Source organism: Arthrobacter sp. 210 2, assembly GCF_059093025.1.
In genome coordinates, this window is record NZ_JBNHIE010000001.1 from 312,629 (window position 1) to 331,388 (window position 18,760).

18 protein-coding genes are annotated in these 18,760 nt (G+C 66.1%); 11 read left to right on the top strand and 7 right to left on the bottom strand.

The genetic code is table 11. From position 1 onward, the window contains the following. Positions 1-91 precede the first annotated feature (91 nt). The 3 genes from AC5RWA_RS01440 (at position 92) to AC5RWA_RS01450 (ending at position 4,741) form a co-directional block, all read left to right on the top strand. A complete protein-coding gene (locus AC5RWA_RS01440) occupies positions 92-1,258 on the top strand; it encodes an IniB N-terminal domain-containing protein (protein ID WP_494056255.1) in 1,167 nt (388 codons plus the stop codon). Positions 1,259-1,364: 106 nt separating this feature from the next. Next, the gene (locus AC5RWA_RS01445; protein WP_494056256.1) at positions 1,365-3,248 is read left to right on the top strand and encodes a dynamin family protein; all 1,884 of its coding nucleotides are present in this window, start codon (positions 1,365-1,367) and stop codon (positions 3,246-3,248) included. Then, the gene (locus AC5RWA_RS01450; RefSeq protein WP_494056257.1) at positions 3,248-4,741 is read left to right on the top strand and encodes a dynamin family protein; all 1,494 of its coding nucleotides are present in this window, start codon (positions 3,248-3,250) and stop codon (positions 4,739-4,741) included. The genes AC5RWA_RS01445 and AC5RWA_RS01450 overlap by 1 nt, the downstream gene beginning before the upstream one ends. 102 nt (positions 4,742-4,843) lie before the next feature. Here AC5RWA_RS01450 and AC5RWA_RS01455 read toward each other — a convergent pair whose 3' ends face one another. Both AC5RWA_RS01455 and AC5RWA_RS01460 read right to left on the bottom strand, forming a co-directional pair. Then, positions 4,844-5,506, bottom strand: coding sequence for a hypothetical protein (locus AC5RWA_RS01455; protein WP_494056258.1), 663 nt, complete (start codon positions 5,504-5,506; stop codon positions 4,844-4,846). Between the two features lie 5 nt (positions 5,507-5,511). Continuing rightward, positions 5,512-5,904 (bottom strand): PLD nuclease N-terminal domain-containing protein, encoded by a 393-nt coding sequence (locus AC5RWA_RS01460; protein WP_079597495.1) that lies wholly within the window; start codon positions 5,902-5,904, stop codon positions 5,512-5,514. A gap of 62 nt (positions 5,905-5,966) precedes the next feature. On the opposite strand from AC5RWA_RS01460, the gene AC5RWA_RS01465 reads away from it, so the two are divergent. Continuing rightward, complete coding sequence (locus AC5RWA_RS01465; RefSeq protein WP_079597605.1) at positions 5,967-6,281, top strand: DUF4229 domain-containing protein; 315 nt, start codon at positions 5,967-5,969, stop codon at positions 6,279-6,281. Positions 6,282-6,302: 21 nt separating this feature from the next. Here the strand turns inward: AC5RWA_RS01465 and AC5RWA_RS01470 are convergent, their stop codons facing one another. From AC5RWA_RS01470 to AC5RWA_RS01490, 5 genes are all read right to left on the bottom strand, one after another. Next, positions 6,303-7,184, bottom strand: a complete 882-nt coding sequence (locus AC5RWA_RS01470) for a 1,4-dihydroxy-2-naphthoate polyprenyltransferase (protein ID WP_115524790.1) — start codon at positions 7,182-7,184, stop codon at positions 6,303-6,305. Between the two features lie 75 nt (positions 7,185-7,259). Further along, on the bottom strand, positions 7,260-8,441 hold the full coding sequence (locus tag AC5RWA_RS01475) for an AMP-binding protein (protein WP_494056259.1): 1,182 nt from the start codon (positions 8,439-8,441) through the stop codon (positions 7,260-7,262). A 13-nt stretch (positions 8,442-8,454) separates the two neighbouring features. Further along, on the bottom strand, positions 8,455-9,408 hold the full coding sequence (locus tag AC5RWA_RS01480) for a 1,4-dihydroxy-2-naphthoyl-CoA synthase (protein ID WP_494056260.1): 954 nt from the start codon (positions 9,406-9,408) through the stop codon (positions 8,455-8,457). Positions 9,409-9,430: 22 nt separating this feature from the next. Next, positions 9,431-9,871 (bottom strand): VOC family protein, encoded by a 441-nt coding sequence (locus AC5RWA_RS01485; RefSeq protein WP_494056261.1) that lies wholly within the window; start codon positions 9,869-9,871, stop codon positions 9,431-9,433. Between the two features lie 168 nt (positions 9,872-10,039). Further along, the gene (locus AC5RWA_RS01490) at positions 10,040-10,801 is read right to left on the bottom strand and encodes a CPBP family intramembrane glutamic endopeptidase (RefSeq protein ID WP_494056262.1); all 762 of its coding nucleotides are present in this window, start codon (positions 10,799-10,801) and stop codon (positions 10,040-10,042) included. Between the two features lie 163 nt (positions 10,802-10,964). Between AC5RWA_RS01490 and AC5RWA_RS01495 the strand changes: the two genes are divergently transcribed. The 7 genes from AC5RWA_RS01495 (at position 10,965) to AC5RWA_RS01525 (ending at position 18,681) form a co-directional block, all read left to right on the top strand. After that, positions 10,965-11,939, top strand: a complete 975-nt coding sequence (locus tag AC5RWA_RS01495) for a metal ABC transporter substrate-binding protein (protein WP_494056263.1) — start codon at positions 10,965-10,967, stop codon at positions 11,937-11,939. Next, complete coding sequence (locus AC5RWA_RS01500; protein ID WP_494056264.1) at positions 11,936-12,766, top strand: metal ABC transporter ATP-binding protein; 831 nt, start codon at positions 11,936-11,938, stop codon at positions 12,764-12,766. The genes AC5RWA_RS01495 and AC5RWA_RS01500 overlap by 4 nt, the downstream gene beginning before the upstream one ends. Further along, positions 12,766-13,629 carry a metal ABC transporter permease gene (locus AC5RWA_RS01505; protein WP_494056265.1) on the top strand — a complete coding sequence of 288 codons (864 nt, stop codon included), beginning with the start codon at positions 12,766-12,768 and terminating at the stop codon, positions 13,627-13,629. The genes AC5RWA_RS01500 and AC5RWA_RS01505 overlap by 1 nt, the downstream gene beginning before the upstream one ends. Positions 13,630-13,838: 209 nt before the next feature. Next, on the top strand, positions 13,839-14,186 hold the full coding sequence (locus tag AC5RWA_RS01510) for a molybdopterin oxidoreductase (protein ID WP_079597487.1): 348 nt from the start codon (positions 13,839-13,841) through the stop codon (positions 14,184-14,186). Further along, positions 14,186-16,702: a nitrite reductase large subunit NirB gene (gene nirB, locus AC5RWA_RS01515; protein ID WP_494056266.1), complete on the top strand. Its 2,517-nt coding sequence runs from the start codon at positions 14,186-14,188 to the stop codon at positions 16,700-16,702. The genes AC5RWA_RS01510 and nirB overlap by 1 nt, the downstream gene beginning before the upstream one ends. A 5-nt stretch (positions 16,703-16,707) precedes the next feature. Beyond that, complete coding sequence (locus AC5RWA_RS01520) at positions 16,708-17,043, top strand: Rieske (2Fe-2S) protein (protein ID WP_494056685.1); 336 nt, start codon at positions 16,708-16,710, stop codon at positions 17,041-17,043. A 174-nt stretch (positions 17,044-17,217) separates the two neighbouring features. Then, entirely contained in the window at positions 17,218-18,681 is a 1,464-nt protein-coding gene (locus tag AC5RWA_RS01525; RefSeq protein WP_115524782.1) for an amino acid permease, read from the top strand. The last annotated feature ends 79 nt before the right edge of the window (positions 18,682-18,760 follow it).

The following is an 18,760-nucleotide window of genomic DNA, read 5'->3' on the forward strand; positions in this document are numbered from 1 at the left end:
GCCCGGTCCTACCCCCGGCCCATACGTTTGATTCAAGCCCAGCAACGACGCCGGGCGAACCGCAACTCATAGAAAAGCAGGGGACCTTCAAATGACACTCGCAAACGATCTCGTCCAGTTCCTCATGAACCTCTTCGGAGACCGCCAGGCCGCCCAGGACTTCCTGGATGACCCGGAGAAGGTCCTTGAAGACCACGGACTTGGCAAGGTCTGCTCGGCAGACGTCGACGCCGCAATGCCGGTAGTCCTGGACTACGCTCCGGTCACCGTCAACGCTTCCCGCTTCGACCGGGAGTACAACACCGGCGGCAACCGCTCCCACACTGACGACAACGGCGGCGGCGGCAGCACCGGTGGCGGCAACCATGGTGGAGGCCACCACGGCGGCGGCCACCACGGCGGCGGCAACGGCGGCGGCAACAACCACGGTGGCGACGACCACGCGCACGCAGTCCAGCAGCTGCACCACGTTGTGAACAACTACTCCTACACCTCCACAGTGGATGACCGCGACACCATCACGGACCAGTCCGTGAACCAGAACATCTGGGCCGACGGCGACGTCACCCAGTGGTTCGACAACGACTCGGTGGTCGCTTCCGGTGACCGTGCCATCGCCGCCGGCGACGACGCTGACGTCGAGGACTCCAACAACATCGAGGATTCCTACAACACGGACAACTCCACGGATAACTCCACGGACAACTCCATCCGCGCCGGCGGCGACGTCAACATCGGCAACGAAGAGACCGATATCGAGGACTCCTTCAACACCGACGTCGACATCGATGCCGACATCGACGACTCGTTCAACGACAACTCCGACAACTCCACCAACAACGACCTGGAGGTCGACGTCGAGGATTCGTTCAACGACAACTCGGACAACTCCACCAACACGGAGGTCGACGTTGAGGATTCGTTCAATGACAACAGCGTGGAGATCGAGGATTCCTTCAACGAGGACGAGTCCATCAACACCGAGGTGGATGTCGAGCTGAACGATTCATTCAATGACAACTCGGAGACCACCGAAACGGACGTCGAGCTGAACGATTCGTTCAACGACAACTCGCAGACCACTGAGACCGATGTCGAGGTAGAGGTCGAGGATTCCTTCAACCCGGTCAATGTCGAGGACAACGTTGTTGTCGCCGACAACGAGCTCGAGTTCACTGAGGACAACTCCACCAACGTGAACGTGGAGGACAACAACCTCGCACTCGCCGCGGACGACGCCGAGGCCACGGCAGGCTAGCAGCCAGTCCGGACAGGAAAGCCCGGCAGGAGGTTCCCACCTCCTGCCGGGCTCTTCCCAACCCATCCCACGTTCCAATTCGGGGCTCAACGCAAAAGGAAACGCTGTGGCAGAAACAGGACCGGCAAAATCGACAACACCGGCCACCGCCGGGCAACTGGTCAGACTCGTGGAGCATGGACTCACACTGGTTGGCACGGGCGACAGGGCAGATCTCCGCAAGCGCCTGGACCAGACCATGGGACGGCTCAAGGATCCCAGCATCCGCGTCATCGTGGTGGGTGAATTCAAGCAAGGCAAAAGCAAGCTCATCAATGCCCTGGTCAACGCACCGGCGTGCCCCGTTGACGACGACATTGCCACATCGGTCCCCACCGTGGTCCGGTACGGTGATCCGGCCTCGGCGGCCATCCTGGTCCCGAAAGCCGATGGGGATGCCGGGGACGAAGGCACCGTTGAACGCCAGCAGATCCCCATGGCCGATCTCCCGGCTTACGTTTCCGAGCAGGGAAACCCCGGGAACAGCAAGAAGCTCGTCGCCGCCGAGGTCTACCTTCCCCGCAAGGTCCTCACCGGCGGGCTCACCGTCATCGACTCGCCCGGTGTTGGCGGCATGGGCTCCTCCCACACCCTGACTACCCTTACGGCTTTGCCCACCGCCGATGCCATGCTCCTGGTTTCAGACGCCTCCCAGGAGTACACCGAACCGGAACTGCGCTTCCTCCGCCAGGCCATGCGGATCACCCCCAGCGTTGTGGGTGTCCTGTCCAAGACCGACCTGTACCCGGACTGGCGGCGGGTGGAGGAGACGGACCGGGTCCATCTGAGCAAGGTAGCCCCCGATATCCCGCTGTTCCCGGTCTCGTCGGACCTCCGCCTTGAGGCTGCACGCCTGCAGGACGGCGAGCTGAACAACGAATCCGGCTTTCCCGGGCTGATCAGCCACCTCCGGAACGAGATCGTGGGTAACGCTCAGCGCCTGCAGCGGCGCTCTGTCAGCCAGGACCTGCTGTCCGTCACCGAGAACCTGCGCCTCTCCCTGCAGACCGAGCTGGAAGCACTGGAAAACCCTGCAGGCACGCCCCAGATGATCGCGCAGCTGGAACTGGCCCGCGCCGAAGCCGACGACCTCCGGAAACGGTCCGCACGCTGGCAGATCACCCTCAACGACGGCATTAGCGACCTCATTGCCGACATGGAGTACGACCTCCGGGACCGTCTCCGCCGCATCCAGCGGGAAGCCGAGACCGCCATCGACCAGGGAGATCCTGGCCCTACCTGGAATGAGTTTTCCAAGTGGCTGGAGGAATGCGCGGCCGCTGCCATCTCCGACACCTTCGTCTGGACCAACGAGCGTGCCCAGTGGCTGGCAGCCCAGGTGGCTGAACACTTTGCAGCCGATGAGGTGTCGTTGCCGGTGATGCGGGTGTCCGACTCCGGTGACGCACTTGACCCCGTGGATGCGATGCCGGGCATGGAGGATGGACGCATCAACCCTATGCAGAAGGTACTGATCGGCATGCGCGGATCCTACGGCGGCGTGCTGATGTTCGGCCTCCTCACCGGCATCTTCGGTATGGCACTGATCAACCCGCTCTCGGTGGGCGCCGGCCTGCTGCTGGGCCGCAAGGCATACCGGGAGGACAAGGAAGCCCGGCTCAAGCGCCGGCAGGGCGAAGCCAAGGCCCTGGTCAGGCGACAGATTGATGACGTCACCTTCCAGGTAGGCAAGCAGCTGAAGGACCGGCTGCGGCTGGTCCAGCGGTCCATCCGCGACCACTTCACCGAAATCGCGGAGGAACACCACCGCTCCCTGACGGATTCGGTGACGGTGGCGCAAAAGGCAGCCACCACCTACGCCCTGAAGAAGGATGTCCGGATCCGCGAAATCAAGGCGGAGCTGAAGAAGGTGGATGCGCTCCACCGGGCAGCGGAAGTTGTTGCGGCCGAAGTGGCCGGCAGCAGGAAACTGTCGTCGGTGGCGGTCTGATGACTGCCGCAACCGTTTCCGGAGCCGCCAGCCTGGTCCAGGAGGCCTTGAAAGCCTACGGGGATGATGACGCCGCAGCTGCCGTGCTGCGGGGTTATGCCCGGAGGCTGGCGGAGCCGTTGCGGATTGCCATCGCAGGCATGGTGAAAGCCGGAAAGTCCACGCTGCTGAACGCGATCATCGGCGAGGAGATAGCCCCCACGGACACCGGGGAATGCACCCGCATCGTCACCTGGTACCGCCACGGCCACACGCCACGGATCACGCTGCACCCGAAGACCGGGGAACCGCGGAACCTGCCACTCAAGCGCGTGGACGGCCGGCTGGTGTTCGTGCTGGGGGACGTGCAGGCGGAGGACGTGGAGCGGCTGGATGTGGAGTGGCCGTCCCCGATGCTGCAGACCATGACCCTGATCGACACCCCCGGCATCGCCTCGCTGTCCGAGGACGTATCCGCCCGGTCCACCAGCTTCCTCACCCCTGAGGACACACCATCGGAGGCGGATGCCGTCATCTACCTGATGCGCCACATGCACGCCTCCGACCTGCGTTTCCTCGAATCCTTCCGGGACACGGAAGCGGGCCGCTCCGGCACGGTCAACGCACTCGCCGTGCTGTCCAGGGCCGACGAGGTGGGCGCCGGCCGAATCGATTCGCTGCTGTCCGCAGGCGAGATCGCCGAAAGGTACCGGCGGGACCATAACCTGCGGAAGCTGGCGTTGGGGGTTGTCCCGGTTGCGGGGCTCCTCGCCCAGAGCGCCCGGGCCATGCGCCAGCAGGATTTTGTGTCGCTCCAACAGTTGGCCGGATTGGACCGCGCAGACCGGGAAAAGATGCTGCTCTCGGCCGACAGGTTCCTCCGGTCCACAAGCCCGGAATCGCTCACCGCGGAGGCAAGGGCTTCCCTGCTCGCGAGGTACGGGCTGTTCGGTATCCGGCTGGCCGTGGTCCTGATCCGGAACGGCTTCGACGAACCAACACCGCTGGCGCACGAGCTCGCCCGGCGCAGCGGCCTGGATCCCTTGCTGGACCTGTTGGGCCGCCAGTTCCAGGCCCGCGCGGAGGCGCTGAAGGCACGGACCGCGCTGGTGGGCGTGGAGTCCCTGCTGCGCACCTCACCCCGCCCGGGAACGGAGCATCTGGCCGCCGCCCTGGAACGGCTGCAGGCAAACGCCCACGAGTTCCGGGAACTGCGGCTGCTTGCAACGCTCCGGACCACCGGTGTGCCGCTGAGCTCCGAGCTGGCGAACGAGGCCGAGGGCCTGATTGGGGGGTGGGGCGCTGCATCCCACGTGCGCCTGGGGCTGGACGCGGACGCGACGCCGGACGAACTGTCCGATGAGGCGCGCCGCTTCCTGCTGCGGTGGCGCGCCGTGGCCGAAAACCCGCTGACGGACAGGTCAGCCCTTGACGCCTGCCGCGTGGTCATCCGCAGCTGCGAGGGCATCCTGGCGGAATCCTCCGCCCGTCAGCGCCACCGCCAGCCGGCCTAAACGCACCGGTGGTAGGGCCTGTCGAAACCCGGTTTCGACAGGCTCAACCACCGTGAGTCCGGTGGTTGAGCTTGTCGAAACCCAGTTCAGCTCAACCACCGGCTAAGCGGGCCGGCTCGACTTAAGCCAGGCGCCAGAGGAGGGCAGGAAGAACAGCACCAGCCCGATCAGGGCCAGGAGCAGCTCGGCACCCCAGAGCAGCATGACATAGCTGCCGCCCTCGCCGTCGGGAACCAAGAACGCGGTGGCCACCAGCATGACCAGGGCGTGGCCGGCCAGCAGCGGGACCAGGGCCCAGCGGGCCCAGCCCTGGCGGCCCAGCACCACCCCCAGCATGACGGCCTCCAGGAGCATCACGAGCAGGAGTGCGCCGCCGCTTCCCCAGAAGACGATGCCGGTGGCCGTGGTGACAGCCTCGGCGTCACCGCCGGGAGCCATCTCCTCCACCACACCGCGAAGCCGCTCCAAGTGGCCGTCGCGGGTGAGGAAGGAGCCCACCAGTACGGCGAGCCCCGCCACGAAGCTGACAAGCCACAGTGTCCTGCCGTGCCGGATGGTTCCGGGCGCAGGCGGGATAACGGCGATTGGTGCCGGAGCGGAATACGAGAAGCCGGGGCGGGGCGGCGGCGTGTGCTGCGTGGGCGGCGGTGGTACCGGCTGGCCCGTTGGGGAATCTGACTGTGTGGGGCTTGGCCCGTCTGGCGGGGAGGCGGTCCCGGAGGGGTCGGTCCGCAGCCGTTCTTGTCCGTCAGATTCGTGAGCCATGCGTCCTACTTCAGTCCGTCGGTATCGTGCTCGTCAGTTTCGTGCTTGTCTTTCCCGCCGTCGCCGTCCTTGGCCTTGGCATCCAGATCTTCCTCGAGCTTCTTCAGCCTGGCGGCCTCGGCCTCCTGGCGGCGGCGGACCTCGAGCTTGCGGAGGAAGTCCGGATCATCATCCGGAGCTGCGGGATGGCGGTAATTCTGCTGCTGCGGGGATGTCCCGCGCGGCCGCCCGATGAGCAGCCACAGGATGGCGCCCAGCACGGGCAGGACGATCATGACGACAATCCACGCAGGCTTCGAGATCCCACGCGTGAGGCGGCCATCGGTCCGGATCACGTCCACGAGGCCATACACAAAGATGACGAGGACTGCCACGGCCAAAGCCACACGGAGGAGCATGCCATTAAGTCTATCGTCAGGAGGCCCACGGAACCTCGGGCGGGAGGCCGCTAAACTTGAATGTGGCCTTTTTGAAATATTCCCTGATCCGCCTGGCACTCTTCGTGCCGTTGTTCGTGCTCTTCACCCTCCTGCAGTTGGGCGTGCTGATGTCCGTCATCTGCGCAGCACTCATTGCCTTTGCCGTCAGCTACCTCTTTTTCCAGAAGCAGCGGGACGCGGCAGCCGCCGCCCTGCACCACCGGTTCTCCGGCAAGGCCAAGCCGCTCCGCTCAGCCGGCGAAGTCCAGGACGCGCACGCTGAGGACTCCCTGCTGGACGCCAACCCGGACGTCGCCATCAGCAACGACGCCAAGGACCCCAAGGCGCGCGGCTAACCGAGGCTGACCGGATAAGCCCTAGAAACCGTGGCCAAGCACCAGGCCCAGTGAGAACAGCAGGCTGTAGCCGAGGTTAATCAGGCCCGTCTGCTTGAGCACCGGGATGAGGCTCTTGCGCTTGCGGCCGTTGATCATCAGCCACGAAGGCATCAGGCAGGCCGGAATCAGCAGCAGCACGATCAGCATCCACGGCCGGCCCGGAGCCAGGATGATCACCAGCAGGATGGCCAGGGCCAGCATCAGCACGTAGCTCTCCCGTGCGTGCTTGTCGCCCAGCCGTACCGCCAGCGTCTTCTTGCCCACCTGCATGTCCGTGGGAATGTCCCGCACGTTGTTGGCCATGAGCAGCGCGGTGGCGATCAGCCCGGTGCCGATGGCGCCGATGATGGCGGGCAGGTTGATCTGTCCCGCCTGGGTGTAGGTGGTGCCCAGGGTGGCCACCAGGCCGAAGAACACGAACACGAAAACGTCGCCCAGGCCCATGTAGCCGTAGGGGTTCTTGCCGCCCGTGTAGCCCCAGGCCGCCATCACGCAGCCCAGGCCCACCAGGATCAGCCACCAGCTCTGGGTGATGACCACCAGGACCAGCCCGAACACCATGGCCGCCGCGAACGTGCCGAACGCGGCCCTTTTGACGTGCTCCGGTTTGGCCGCCCCCGAACCGACGAGGCGCAGCGGCCCCACGCGGTCGTCGTCCGTCCCGCGGATGCCGTCCGAGTAGTCGTTGGCGAAGTTCACGCCCACCTGGAGCAGGAGGGCCACCAGCGCTGCCAGGATGGCGTTGAACAGAAGGAACGAATCCATCTCGTAGGCGGCGGCAGAGCCGATCAGCACCGGCGCAATCGCAGCCGGCAGTGTTCGGAGTCGTGCGCCTTGGATCCATTGTGCGGCTGTGGCCACGGTCAGTACCTCATGTTGGTTCGGGAGTTCGGCGGGGCGAAAAGCACGTTCCCGCCGCAATGGTGCACGTCCACTCTACTTTCCCTGGTGCAGGGCGCTGAGTTCGGCGGTCATGGCCAGCCGGTCGGGTTTGCCGTTGGGCAGCATCCGCAGCGAGGACGCGGCCAGGACGGTTTTGGGGGCAAGGACCCCCAGCGTACGGCGCCACTCCTGTTCAAGCACGACGGCGTGGTCCCTGCTTCCGTCCGGACCGCCGCCGGCCTGTGCGGCGCCTTCGCCCGCCAGCGCCACGTAGGCCGCCACGGCCTGGCCCCATTCTGCGGACGGCACCCCTGCCACGAAAGCCGCGGCGACGGCGTCGGACTTTTCCAGCTCTTCCTGGATGTGGGCGGCGGAAACTTTCACGCCGCCGGTGATGATCACGTCGTCCAGCCTGCCCAGCACGTTGAGGCGGCCGTCGTCGTCGATGCTGCCCAGATCGCTGGTGCGGTACCAGCGGACGCCGTCCTCCTCGAAGAAGGTGCCGGATTCCTGGTCCGGGGCTTCCAGGTAGCCGGCGGCGATGGTGTCACCGCCGAGCAGGATCCTGCCGTCCCCGTCCACGCGGACCGAGACTCCCTCCAGCGGGTAGCCGTTGTAGACGCAGCCGCCGGAGGATTCGGCGGAACCGTAGGTGGTGACCACGCGCACGCCGGCCTCCCGGGCTGCCGCCAGCAGGGACTCCGCGGCCGGGGCGCCGCCCAGCAGGACGGCGTTGAAGCGGCGGAGCACAGCCAGCGTCTCGGGGGAAGGATCGTCGAGGAGCCGCTGCAGCTGGGTGGGGACCAGGGAGGTGAAGCGGATCTTGTCCGTCAGTTCCAGCGCCGCGCCCGTGAAGGCCTCGGGGGTGAACCCGCCGGACATGTCCATGACCCAGGGGCGGGTGCCGGCGAACAGGGAGCGGACAAGTACCTGGATCCCGGCGACGTACTGCACGGGCAACGCCAGCAGCCACTGCCCTTCGCCCTTGAGCGCCAGCGCCGTGGCCATGGAGGATGCGGCCAGCGACTCCACGGTCAGGACGGTAGCCTTGGGCGATCCGGTGGAACCGGAGGTGCGGACCACGGCCACGGCGTCATCGCAGCCGGGAGTTTCGATGTGGCCCACCACCAGGGCGCCGTCCGCGCCGATGGAGAGTTCGACGGCGGGGCCCTCGCCGTGGAGGGCGGCCGCGAGGGCTTTCAGGGCCGGTTCGATGTTGAGGGGGCCGCTATTCAATGCCGTTCCTGCCTTAGAAGTAGTGCGGGAAGCTGGACCAGTCGGGGTCGCGTTTTTGCAGGAAGGCTTCCTTGCCCTCCACCGCCTCGTCGGTCATGTACGCCAGCCGGGTGGCCTCGCCGGCGAACACCTGCTGGCCGGCCAGGCCGTCGTCGGCGAGGTTGAAGGCGAACTTCAGCATGCGGATGGCCTGGGGCGACTGCCGGGCGATATCGGCGGCGTACTCGAGGGCCACCTCCTCGAGGCGTTCATGGTCCACGGCCTCATTGACGGCGCCCATCCGAACCATGTCCTCCGCGGAATATTCACGGGCCAGGAAGAAGATCTCCCGGGCAGCCTTCTGCCCGATCTGCCGGGCCAGCAGCGCCGAGCCGTAGCCGGCGTCGAAGCTTCCCACCGTGGCGTCGGTCTGCTTGAACTTGCCGTGCTCGCGCGAGGCGATGGTGAGGTCGGAGACCACGTGCAGGGAGTGGCCGCCGCCGGCTGCCCAGCCGTTGACGACGGCGATGACCACCTTGGGCATCGTGCGCATCAGCCGCTGGACTTCCAGGATGTGGAGCCGGCCGGCCCGGGCGGGGTCGATGGTTTCCTGCGTCTCGCCGTCGGCATAGCGGTAGCCGTCCCGGCCCCGGATCCGCTGGTCGCCGCCGGAGCAGAACGAGTGGCCGCCGTCCTTGGGGGAGGGGCCGTTTCCGGTGAGCAGCACGGTGGCAACGTCCGGGGTCATGCGGGCGTGGTCCATGGCCCGGTAGAGCTCATCCACCGTGCCGGGCCGGAACGCATTGCGGACCTCGGGCCGGTTGAAGGCGATCCGCACGGTGGGCAGGTCACGCACCCAGGTGCCGTCGGCGTCGCGCTCCACCTGGCGGTGGTAGGTCATGTCCTGGAAGTCCTCGAACCCGGACACCACCCGCCAGCGGGTGGGATCGAAGACGTCGGACACCGGGGCGGGGATTTGGTTGCTCACCGTCCAAGTCTAGTAATCGGGCTCAGCTGATGCAGAACTCGTTCCCCTCGGGGTCGGCCATGGTGTGCCAGGAATGCGGGCCCTGGTTGGCCGTCCACAGGAAGGCGGCGCCCCTGGCTTCCAGCTCGCTGCGGACCTCGTCCTTGTCCCGGCCGGCCAGGTTCACGTCCCAGTGCACCCGGTTCTTGACCACTTTTTCGTCCTCACCGGTCTGGAACAGGAGGCGCCGGCTGGGTGCCTTCGCCTCAATTTCCTCCGGTGGGCGGATGGCGCACCCGTCCCGCCACACCAGGTTTCCCCGGTGCGTCATGGTCTGGTCCTCGGTGGCGAAGCCCTGGTCGATCATGGAGCGGATAAATGTGGCGTCCTGCGGTTCCACCGCCCACTGCAGGGTTTCGGCCCACCAGTCCGCAAGCTCGTGCGGCTTCTTGCAGTCGATGACAATCTGGATGTTCAGTCCCATCCACCCAAGGTACGGCGGCAGGTGCTCCGGCGATAGGGTGCGGACAACAACGGGGGCCCACGCCGCAGGGTGCCCTGGCCGGGCTTGCGAGGTTAACAAGCAACGCGGAGTCACTTTTGGCCCTTAAAAACCCGGTTTTTGGGCGATATCCGACCCCGCGTTGGATGCTTAGGCGGGCACTTGCTGGATCTGCTCGAAGAGTTCCGGCGGGATGGCGTAGATGAAGACGACGGCCAGCAGGTTCTTGGCGGCGTGGACGAAGTAGGAGAACATCAGGTTCCTCCCGGTCCAGACATAGACGAACACCAGGGTTGCACCCATGGCAAGGTACGGCAGCAGGGCGGTGAGCGTGATGGCTTCCTGTCCCGCGATGTGGATACTTGCGAACAGGACGACGGACAGCGCGCAGCACACCCAGATGTTGATGCGCCGGCTGAGCTTGCCGATCAGCAGGTGCCGGAAGATGTACTCCTCCACGAATGGGCCAACCACCACCACCACCGGCACCATCAGCCAGGCGGGGACCTGCTGCATCAGTTGCTGCAGTCCGGCCTGGTTTTCCGACGTCTGCACCTCACCACCGATCGCCACCACGATCGCCGTCAGGATCAGCATGGCCACCACCGCTGCGGGCACCATCATCAGCGTGAACCACGGCCGGGTGGCGAGGACCTTCAGGTCCCGGGCCATGACCCGGCGCGCGGCGAGCAGCGCCAGGATGCCCACCGAACCGTAGAAGAGCAGGTTCACGGCGTAGGACGCAGCCGCCGGACTCGGGGCAACCTGCCGCAGGAAGGGTGCCAGGAGGTTCCCGGCCATGGTGAAGAACCCGGCGATCGCCACGTACATCGCCAGCGTGGCGAAATCCAGGGGCGAGAAGCGGTACAGCTGTGGCTGCGGTGCGGGCGGTATGCGGTGGACGGTGGCCATACTTCAGCCTAGCCTCCCAACTGTGCAGCACTAACTGTCGTTATGGGGCCTCATAACGACAGTTAGCGCGACCTGGTTGGGCGGGTGGGTCCCGTGGCGGGATGGCGCCGGGTGTTCCGGGGAACGTTGGTCAAGAAAACGTGCTTCGCCTAGAATATTCGGTATGCCTAAATCTATGTTTCGGTGCGCCAAAGTAGCCGCCCGGACCAGTGCCGCGCGGACGGTGCGCTTCCGCGCCGCAGCCGTTGCCGCCGTCGTGCTTTCCCTCCTCCTGACCGCCTGCGGAGGCGGGGCTGAGGGCAACGGCGATGATGGCAAGAAGGTAGTGCTGACCACCTTCACGGTATTGGCCGACGTCGCCCGGAACGTTGCGGGGGACAAGCTCACCGTGGAGTCCATCACCAAGGCCGGCGCCGAGATCCACGGCTACGAACCCACTCCGGGAGACATCCGGAAGGCGTCCAAGGCGGACCTGATCCTGGACAACGGCCTGAACCTGGAAGCGTGGTTTGGCCAGTTCGTGGAGGGCCTGGATGTGCCCCACGCAGTGGTCAGCGAGGGCGTGGAGCCCATGTCCATCAGTGAGGACGCCTACCAGGGCAAACCCAACCCGCACGCCTGGATGTCGCCGCTGAACGTCAAGGTGTACGTGGACAACATGGTGAAGGCATTCTCCGACCTGGATCCGGACAATGCCGAAACCTTCAAGGCCAACGGTGAGGCCTACAAGGCCGAGCTGCAGGCTGTGCAGGACCAGATGACGTCCAGCCTTGCCGGTGTTCCGGAAAACCAGCGGGCCCTGGTCACCTGCGAAGGGGCCTTCTCCTACCTGGCCCGCGACGCCGGGCTGAACGAGCTCTACATTTGGGCAGTCAATGCCGAGCAGCAGGCCACGCCGCAGCAGATCACCCGCGCCATTGAGTACGTCAAGGCGAACAACGTGCCGGCGGTCTTCTGCGAATCCACCGTCTCCGACGCCCCCATGCAGCAGGTGGTCGGCGCCACCGGTACAAAATTCGGCGGCACGCTCTACGTGGACTCGCTCTCCGAAGCCGACGGTCCGGTGCCCACCTACCTGGACCTGATCCGGCACGACGCGGAGGTCATCACCGAGGCCCTGACCGGAGCGGGGTCATGACCACCCCGGCCATCCTGGTGGACAACGTCACCGTCCACTACGGCGAGGTCCTGGCCCTTGATGCGGCGTCCCTGTCCCTGGATCCGGCGCGGATCTGCGGGCTGGTGGGCATGAACGGCTCCGGCAAGTCCACCCTGTTCAAGGTGATCATGGGAATGATCAAGCCCGACGCCGGCACCGTCCGCATCAACGGACAGTCACCTTCGCGGACACGCCGGGAAGGCGGCATCGGCTATGTGCCGCAAAGCGAGGACGTGGACTGGCAGTTTCCGCTGTCCGTCCGGGACGTGGTGATGATGGGCAGGTACGGCCACCAGGGCTTCACCCGCCGCGCCTCCAAGGCGGACCGCACAGCCGTGGACGAAGCACTGGACCGGGTGGAGCTCGGAGGTTATGCCGGGCGGCAGATCGGCCAGCTGTCCGGCGGCCAGAAGAAGCGCGCCTTCGTGGCCCGGGGAATCGCCCAGGGAGCCACCACCATGCTCCTGGACGAACCCTTCGCAGGCGTGGACAAAAGATCCGAAGCCACCATCACCCGGCTCCTCCGTGAGCTCGCGGGAGACGGCTGCACCATCCTGGTGTCCACGCACGACCTGCACGCCCTGCCGCAGCTCTGTGACGAAGCCGTCCTCCTGATGCACAAGGTCCTGATGCACGGGCCCCCGGAGTTGGTGCTGCAGCCGGAAAACCTTGCGATGGCCTTCGGCCTGGACGTGCTGAACCGGGACACCACAAGCAGCCAAACGAAACCTCATCCCGACACCCCAACCCGCGACGGCCAGCCCCGCGACGGCCTGCCCGCCAACGGCGGAAGGCGGGCCGTCTGATGGAACTCCTCTTCGAGCCCCTGACCTACGACTTCATGGTGCGCGCCATCGTCACCACCGCGCTCGCCGCCGTCGTCTGTGCCGTGCTGAGCTGCTGGCTCGTCCTGATCGGCTGGTCCCTCATGGGTGACGCCGTCTCGCACGCGGTGCTTCCCGGCGTCGTATTGGCGTACATCGTGGGCGCCCCGTTCGCCCTGGGGGCCCTGGTGTTTGCCCTGGTTGCGGTGACCCTGATCGGGGTGGTCCGGAACACCAGCAGGGTCAAGGAGGACGCCGCCATCGGCATCGTGTTCTCCTCGCTGTTCGCGCTCGGCCTGGTGCTGATCTCGGTCACGCCCAGCCAGACGGACCTCAACCACATCATTTTCGGCAACCTGCTGGGTGTCAGCGTCCCGGACCTCATCCAGGTGCTGGTCCTGGGTGTGGTGGCGTTCGCCATCCTGATCCTGAAGCGCCGGGACCTCACCCTGTACGCCTTCGACCCCACGCACGCGCACGCCATCGGGCTGTCGCCGAAACGGCTCGGGGCTCTGCTGCTTGGCCTGCTCGCCCTGACATCGGTGGTGGCGCTGCAGACCGTGGGCGTGGTGCTGGTGGTGGCCATGCTCATCATTCCCGGTGCCACGGCCTACCTGCTGACGGACCGGTTCTCCCGGATGCTGGTCATCGCCCCCACGGTGTCGGCCGTGTGCTCCATCGCCGGCATCTACATCAGCTACTACCTGGACACGGCGTCGGGCGCCATGGTGGTGCTGACGCAGGGTGTGGTGTTCGCGCTGGTCTACCTGTTCAGCCCCCGGCAGGGCCTGATCGGGACCCGCATGGCCAAGGCCCGGCGTAGACGGGCTGTCGCAGCGGCTTAGCAGGCCAGTTTAATAGCAGCCGATTCGACGGTTCCCTGGGCACTCGATGTTGCCCGCCGTCGACCTTGCAGGGAACCGTCTAAGCGGCCACCCCCCGAAATCGGTGAGGTTTGCGTTAAGGGATCTTTACCGGGGAACCGGCGCGCGGAAACATCGGCGGCGCAGGATGGGCTGTGCCAGTTGTTTGCCGGCCGAAAGGACTCCGCCCCGTGCTCACCAAGAACCTTTTCCTGCAGGGCATCTACCATTTCCAGGGCGTGGGGATGGAAAAGCCCGTGCCCATCCACAGTGAGCTCTCGCACTACGTCCCGGACGGCGTCATCAACCAGACGCTCTACTTCCGCGGCGGCAACTCCAGTGCGGAGCTGATTGCTGTGGTGCTCCTGCGCAACGGCGTCCCCATGCGGTACTTTCCCATCGGCGCCAAGAGCGAAGTGCACGTTCCGCTCCGGGTGGTGGAGGACATCGAGGGCGGCTCCGTCATCGAGCTGTATGTGGCGGCGCCGGAAGGTGTCCATGGTTCCGTGGTGATCGACTTGGGCATGGTGGAACACTGATGACCAGCGTCCTGGACACGCCCCGGGCCCGGAAAACCGGCAGGGACCCGCGCCGGCGCCTCGTGGTCATCGGCAACGGGATGGCAGGAGCCCGGACGGTGGAGGAGATCCTGGCCCGGGGCGGCGCGGACCAGTTCAGCATCACCATGTTCGGCGACGAGCCCTACGGAAACTACAACCGGATCATGCTCAGCCACGTCCTCTCCGGCGAGGAGTCCGACGCCGACATTTTCCTCAACTCCCTTCCCTGGTACCGGGACAACGGCATCGACCTGCACGCCGGGGTGCGGGTGGAGCGGATCGACCGCTTTACCAAGCACGTCTTTTCCAGCGACGGCCGGGTGACGCCATACGACACCCTCATCATCGCCACGGGCAGCCGCTCGCACATGCCGCCCATGGACGGGCTGCACACGCCCGCCGGGTCAGTGAAACCCGGGGTGTTCGGGTTCCGCACCATTGACGACACCCGGAAAATGGTGGCCCACGCGAAGGAGGAGCACCACCGGCGGGCCGTGGTGATCGGCGGCGGACTGCTGGGGCTTGAGGCCGCGTACGGCCTCCGCAGCCACGGGATCGAGGTGGAGGTGGTCCATTCCGGCGGCCACCTGATGAGTGCGCAAATGGGGCCCGACGGCGGCGCGGTGCTCCGCAGGAGCGTGGAGGCACTTGGCATCGGGGTACATACGGGCAGCCGCACCACGGCCGTGCTGGGAACCGACAGGGTGACCGGGGTCCGCCTCCGGGACAAGCCCGACATCAGCTGCGACATGGTGGTGGTTGCCGCCGGAATCCGCCCCAACGTGGACCTGGCGGTGCTCAGCGGGCTGCCCGTGGAACGCGCCATCGTGGTGGACGACCAGCTCCGGGTCCAGGACGAGGACGACATCTACGCGGTGGGGGAGTGCGTCCAGCACCGGGGCGAGGTGTACGGCCTGGTGGCACCGCTCTGGGAACAGGCCGTGGTGCTGGCGAACCACGTCACCGGTGCCGACACCAGTGCCGCGTACCTTGGTTCCCGGACAGCCACCAAGCTGAAGGTGGCCGGCGTGGAAGTGGCCTCCATGGGCCTGCACGGGCCCGAACTGGACACCGACGAACACATCGTTTTCTCCGAGCCCAGCCGCGGCGTCTTCAAATCCATCGTGGTCCGCGACAACAAAATGGTGGGCGCCACGCTCCTGGGCGACAGCCGCAAGGTGGCCTACCTCACCCAGGCCTTCGACCGGGGGCTGCCGCTGCCGGAGGAACGGCTCAGCCTGATGTTCGACCTCGGCACCCCTGGGGAAGACGTGGGAGTGGCAGAGCTCGACGACGACGCCCAGGTCTGCAACTGCAACGGCGTCAGCAAGAAGGCGCTAGCCGGAGCGGTGAAGGGCGGCTGCACCACCGTGGCCGGAGCCATGGACGCCACCCGTGCCGGCAAGGGCTGTGGCTCGTGCAAGCTGCTGGTGCAGCAGGTGGTGGAATGGGCGGCCGGTGGTGCCGTGGAGGAGGACCCGGCAGCCAGCTACTACGTCCCGGGAATCCCGCTGGACAAGCCGATGCTGATGGCCGAAATCCGGAAACGTGGGCTGCGCTCGGTCTCCCAGGTGTTCCAGGCGCTGGCTCCCGGCAGCGCCGAGGACGCAAAATCCAAGATGGGGCTGGCGTCCCTGCTGAAGATGATGCTCGCGGACCAGTACATCGACGAACGCGACGCCCGGTTCATCAACGACCGGGTGCACGCCAACATCCAGCGCGACGGCACGTTCTCCGTGGTGCCGCAGATGAAGGGCGGAGTGACGAGCGTCCAGCAGCTCCGCCGGATTGCTGACGCGGCCGAGAAGCACAACGTTCCGCTGATCAAGCTGACCGGCGGGCAGCGGATCGACCTGCTGGGGATCCGGAAGGAAGACCTGCCGCAGGTGTGGGCGGACCTGGACATGCCCTCCGGTTACGCGTACGGCAAGAGCTTCCGTACCGTCAAAACCTGCGTGGGCCAGGACTTCTGCCGTTACGGCACAGGGGATTCCACAAAGCTCGGCATCGAGATCGAGTCCCGCTTCCAGGGCCTTGAGTCACCGGCCAAACTGAAGCTGGCGGTGTCCGGCTGCCCGCGGAACTGCGCCGAATCCCTGGTCAAGGACGTGGGCGTGGTGGCCGTGGAGGGCGGCCGCTGGGAAATCTACGTAGGGGGAGCGGCCGGAGCCCACATCCGCAAGGGGGACCTGCTGGCCACCGTGGACAGCCCGGAAGAGGTCCAGGTCCTTACCGGACGGTTCATGCAGTACTACCGCGAGCGCGCCAACTGGCTGGAGCGGACGTACGCGTTCGTGCCGCGGGTCGGCATCGAGCACCTTCGCGCCGTGATCGTGGAGGATTCGGAAGGCCTTGCAGCCGGACTGGACGCCGCCATGCAGGCCTCGGTGGACGGCTACGTGGACCCGTGGCGGGAGCGCGATGACCCGCTGACGCCCGGCCAGTTCCGCACCTCGCTGCCGCTGACGGTCCTGCCGCAGGTGCCGGTCCGGTGAGCGGAATGATGAGCGGCATGGGCAGCGTCCAGTCCCACAACCTGGGCCCGGCTGACCAGATCCCGCCGGGGGAGGGGCGGGCCTTCGCCGTCGACGGGAAACAGGTTGCCGTCTTCCGGCTGCGGGACGGGTCCCTGCGGGCAGTGTCTGCGGTCTGCCCGCACCGCGGAGGACCAATCGCGGACGGCACCATCGACCAACAGGTGGTGATCTGCCCGCTGCACCAGCACGCCTTCGACCTCCTCAGCGGGTGCTCAACCACGGGGACGGAACCGCTCGCCACCTACCGCGTCAGCTTGGATGGCGAACAGAATCTGGTGCTGGAGACGGGGGCCGTGTAGTGCACGTCACGTAGCACCCCTTCACGTCTTGTAGGATGGACGAGCCGCGCGAAGCTTCGGCTGTACGGAGAATTACGCTCACAAACGGTTGCCCCGGAAGAGAATGACCGAATTTTGTGAGCTAAATCATCCGTATCCCGGATGCGGCCAACCCCCAACCCACAAGGAACCGTTGTGCCTCAAAGTACCCCCACAGATCTCCAGAACAGCACGGCACCATCCACCGCCGTCGCCGACTCCTCCCTCAGCGCCGAGGGCTACAGCAAGACGCTGGGCAGGCGCCATGTCACCATGATCGCCATGGGTGGCGCCATCGGCGTCGGCCTCTTCATGGGTGCCGGCGGCCGCCTTGCCTCCACCGGCCCGGCCCTGATCTTCTCCTACGCCATTGCCGGCGTCATCGCCTACCTCCTCATGCGGGCCCTGGGCGAGCTCATCATGTACCGCCAGACCTCGGGCTCCTTCGTCAGCTACGCCGGCGAAATGTTCGGCAAGAAGGGCGCGTTCCTGTCCGGCTGGATGTACTTCATCAACTGGGGCATGACCGGCATCGCCGAACTCATCGCGATCGGCCTGTACTTCCAGTTCTTCTTCCCCAACGTCCCCGTGGAAGCCTCCGCCATCGCAGCGCTGGCGCTCCTGGTGGCAGTGAACCTGCTGAGCGTCAAGGCGTTCGGTGAATTCGAATTCTGGGCCTCCTGCCTCAAGGTGGGCGCCATCCTCATCTTCCTGGCCGTGGGCACGTTCATGGTCATCACCAACGCCCAGGTGGGCGACGGCAACGCATCAGTGGCGAACCTGTTCGCCGCGGAAGGCGGCATGTTCCCCAAGGGCGCCCTGGTGATGGTCCTGGTCCTCAACGCCGTGATCTTCGCCTACAACGGCATCGAACTGGTGGGCATCACTGCCGGTGAGATGCAGAACCCTGAGCGCGAAGTGCCCAAGGCGATCCGCGCCGTCGTCCTCCGCATCGTGGTGTTCTACGTTGGTTCGGTCACCCTGCTGGCCATGCTGCTGCCCTCCGACCAGTACGTGGCGGGAACCTCGCCGTTCGTCACGGTCTTCGGCCAGATGGGCCTGGCATGGGTGGGCGACGTGATGAACATGATCGTCATCACCGCAGCCCTGTCCTCCTGCAACTCCGGCCTGTACTCGATCGGCCGCGTGTTCCGCACCATGGCCAACAACGGCCACGCACCCCAGTGGCTCACCCGGATGTCCAAGCGGCACGTCCCGTACGCAGCCATCCTCGCCATCGCAGCCTTCTACCTGGTGGGCATCCTGCTCAACATCTGGCTGGGCGGCTCCCACGCGTTCGACCTGGCGCTCAACACGGCCTCCATCGGCGTGATCTTCACCTGGGGTGCCATCTTCGCCAGCCAGATCGCGCTGCGCCACCGTAAGGGCGTCACCTCGAGCCTGCCCATGCCCGGTTCGCCGTGGACCAGCTGGGCGGGACTGATCGGGCTGCTGGCCATCACCGTGCTGATCGGCTTCGACACCATGACCAGCAAGAGCGGCGAGGTGTTCTACCTGGGCCTGTGGACCCTGGCCACCATCCCGTTCTTCGCCGTGGTCCTGTGGCTGGGCTGGCAGAAGGTCAAGAACAACGAGCCGAAGAACGTGCTGTACAGCTAGGCTCCTTGCCCGTACGACGGCGGCGGGTCACCCTCGAGGGGGTGGCCCGCCGTTGGCGTTTCCTCCTGTGCGTTCGTTC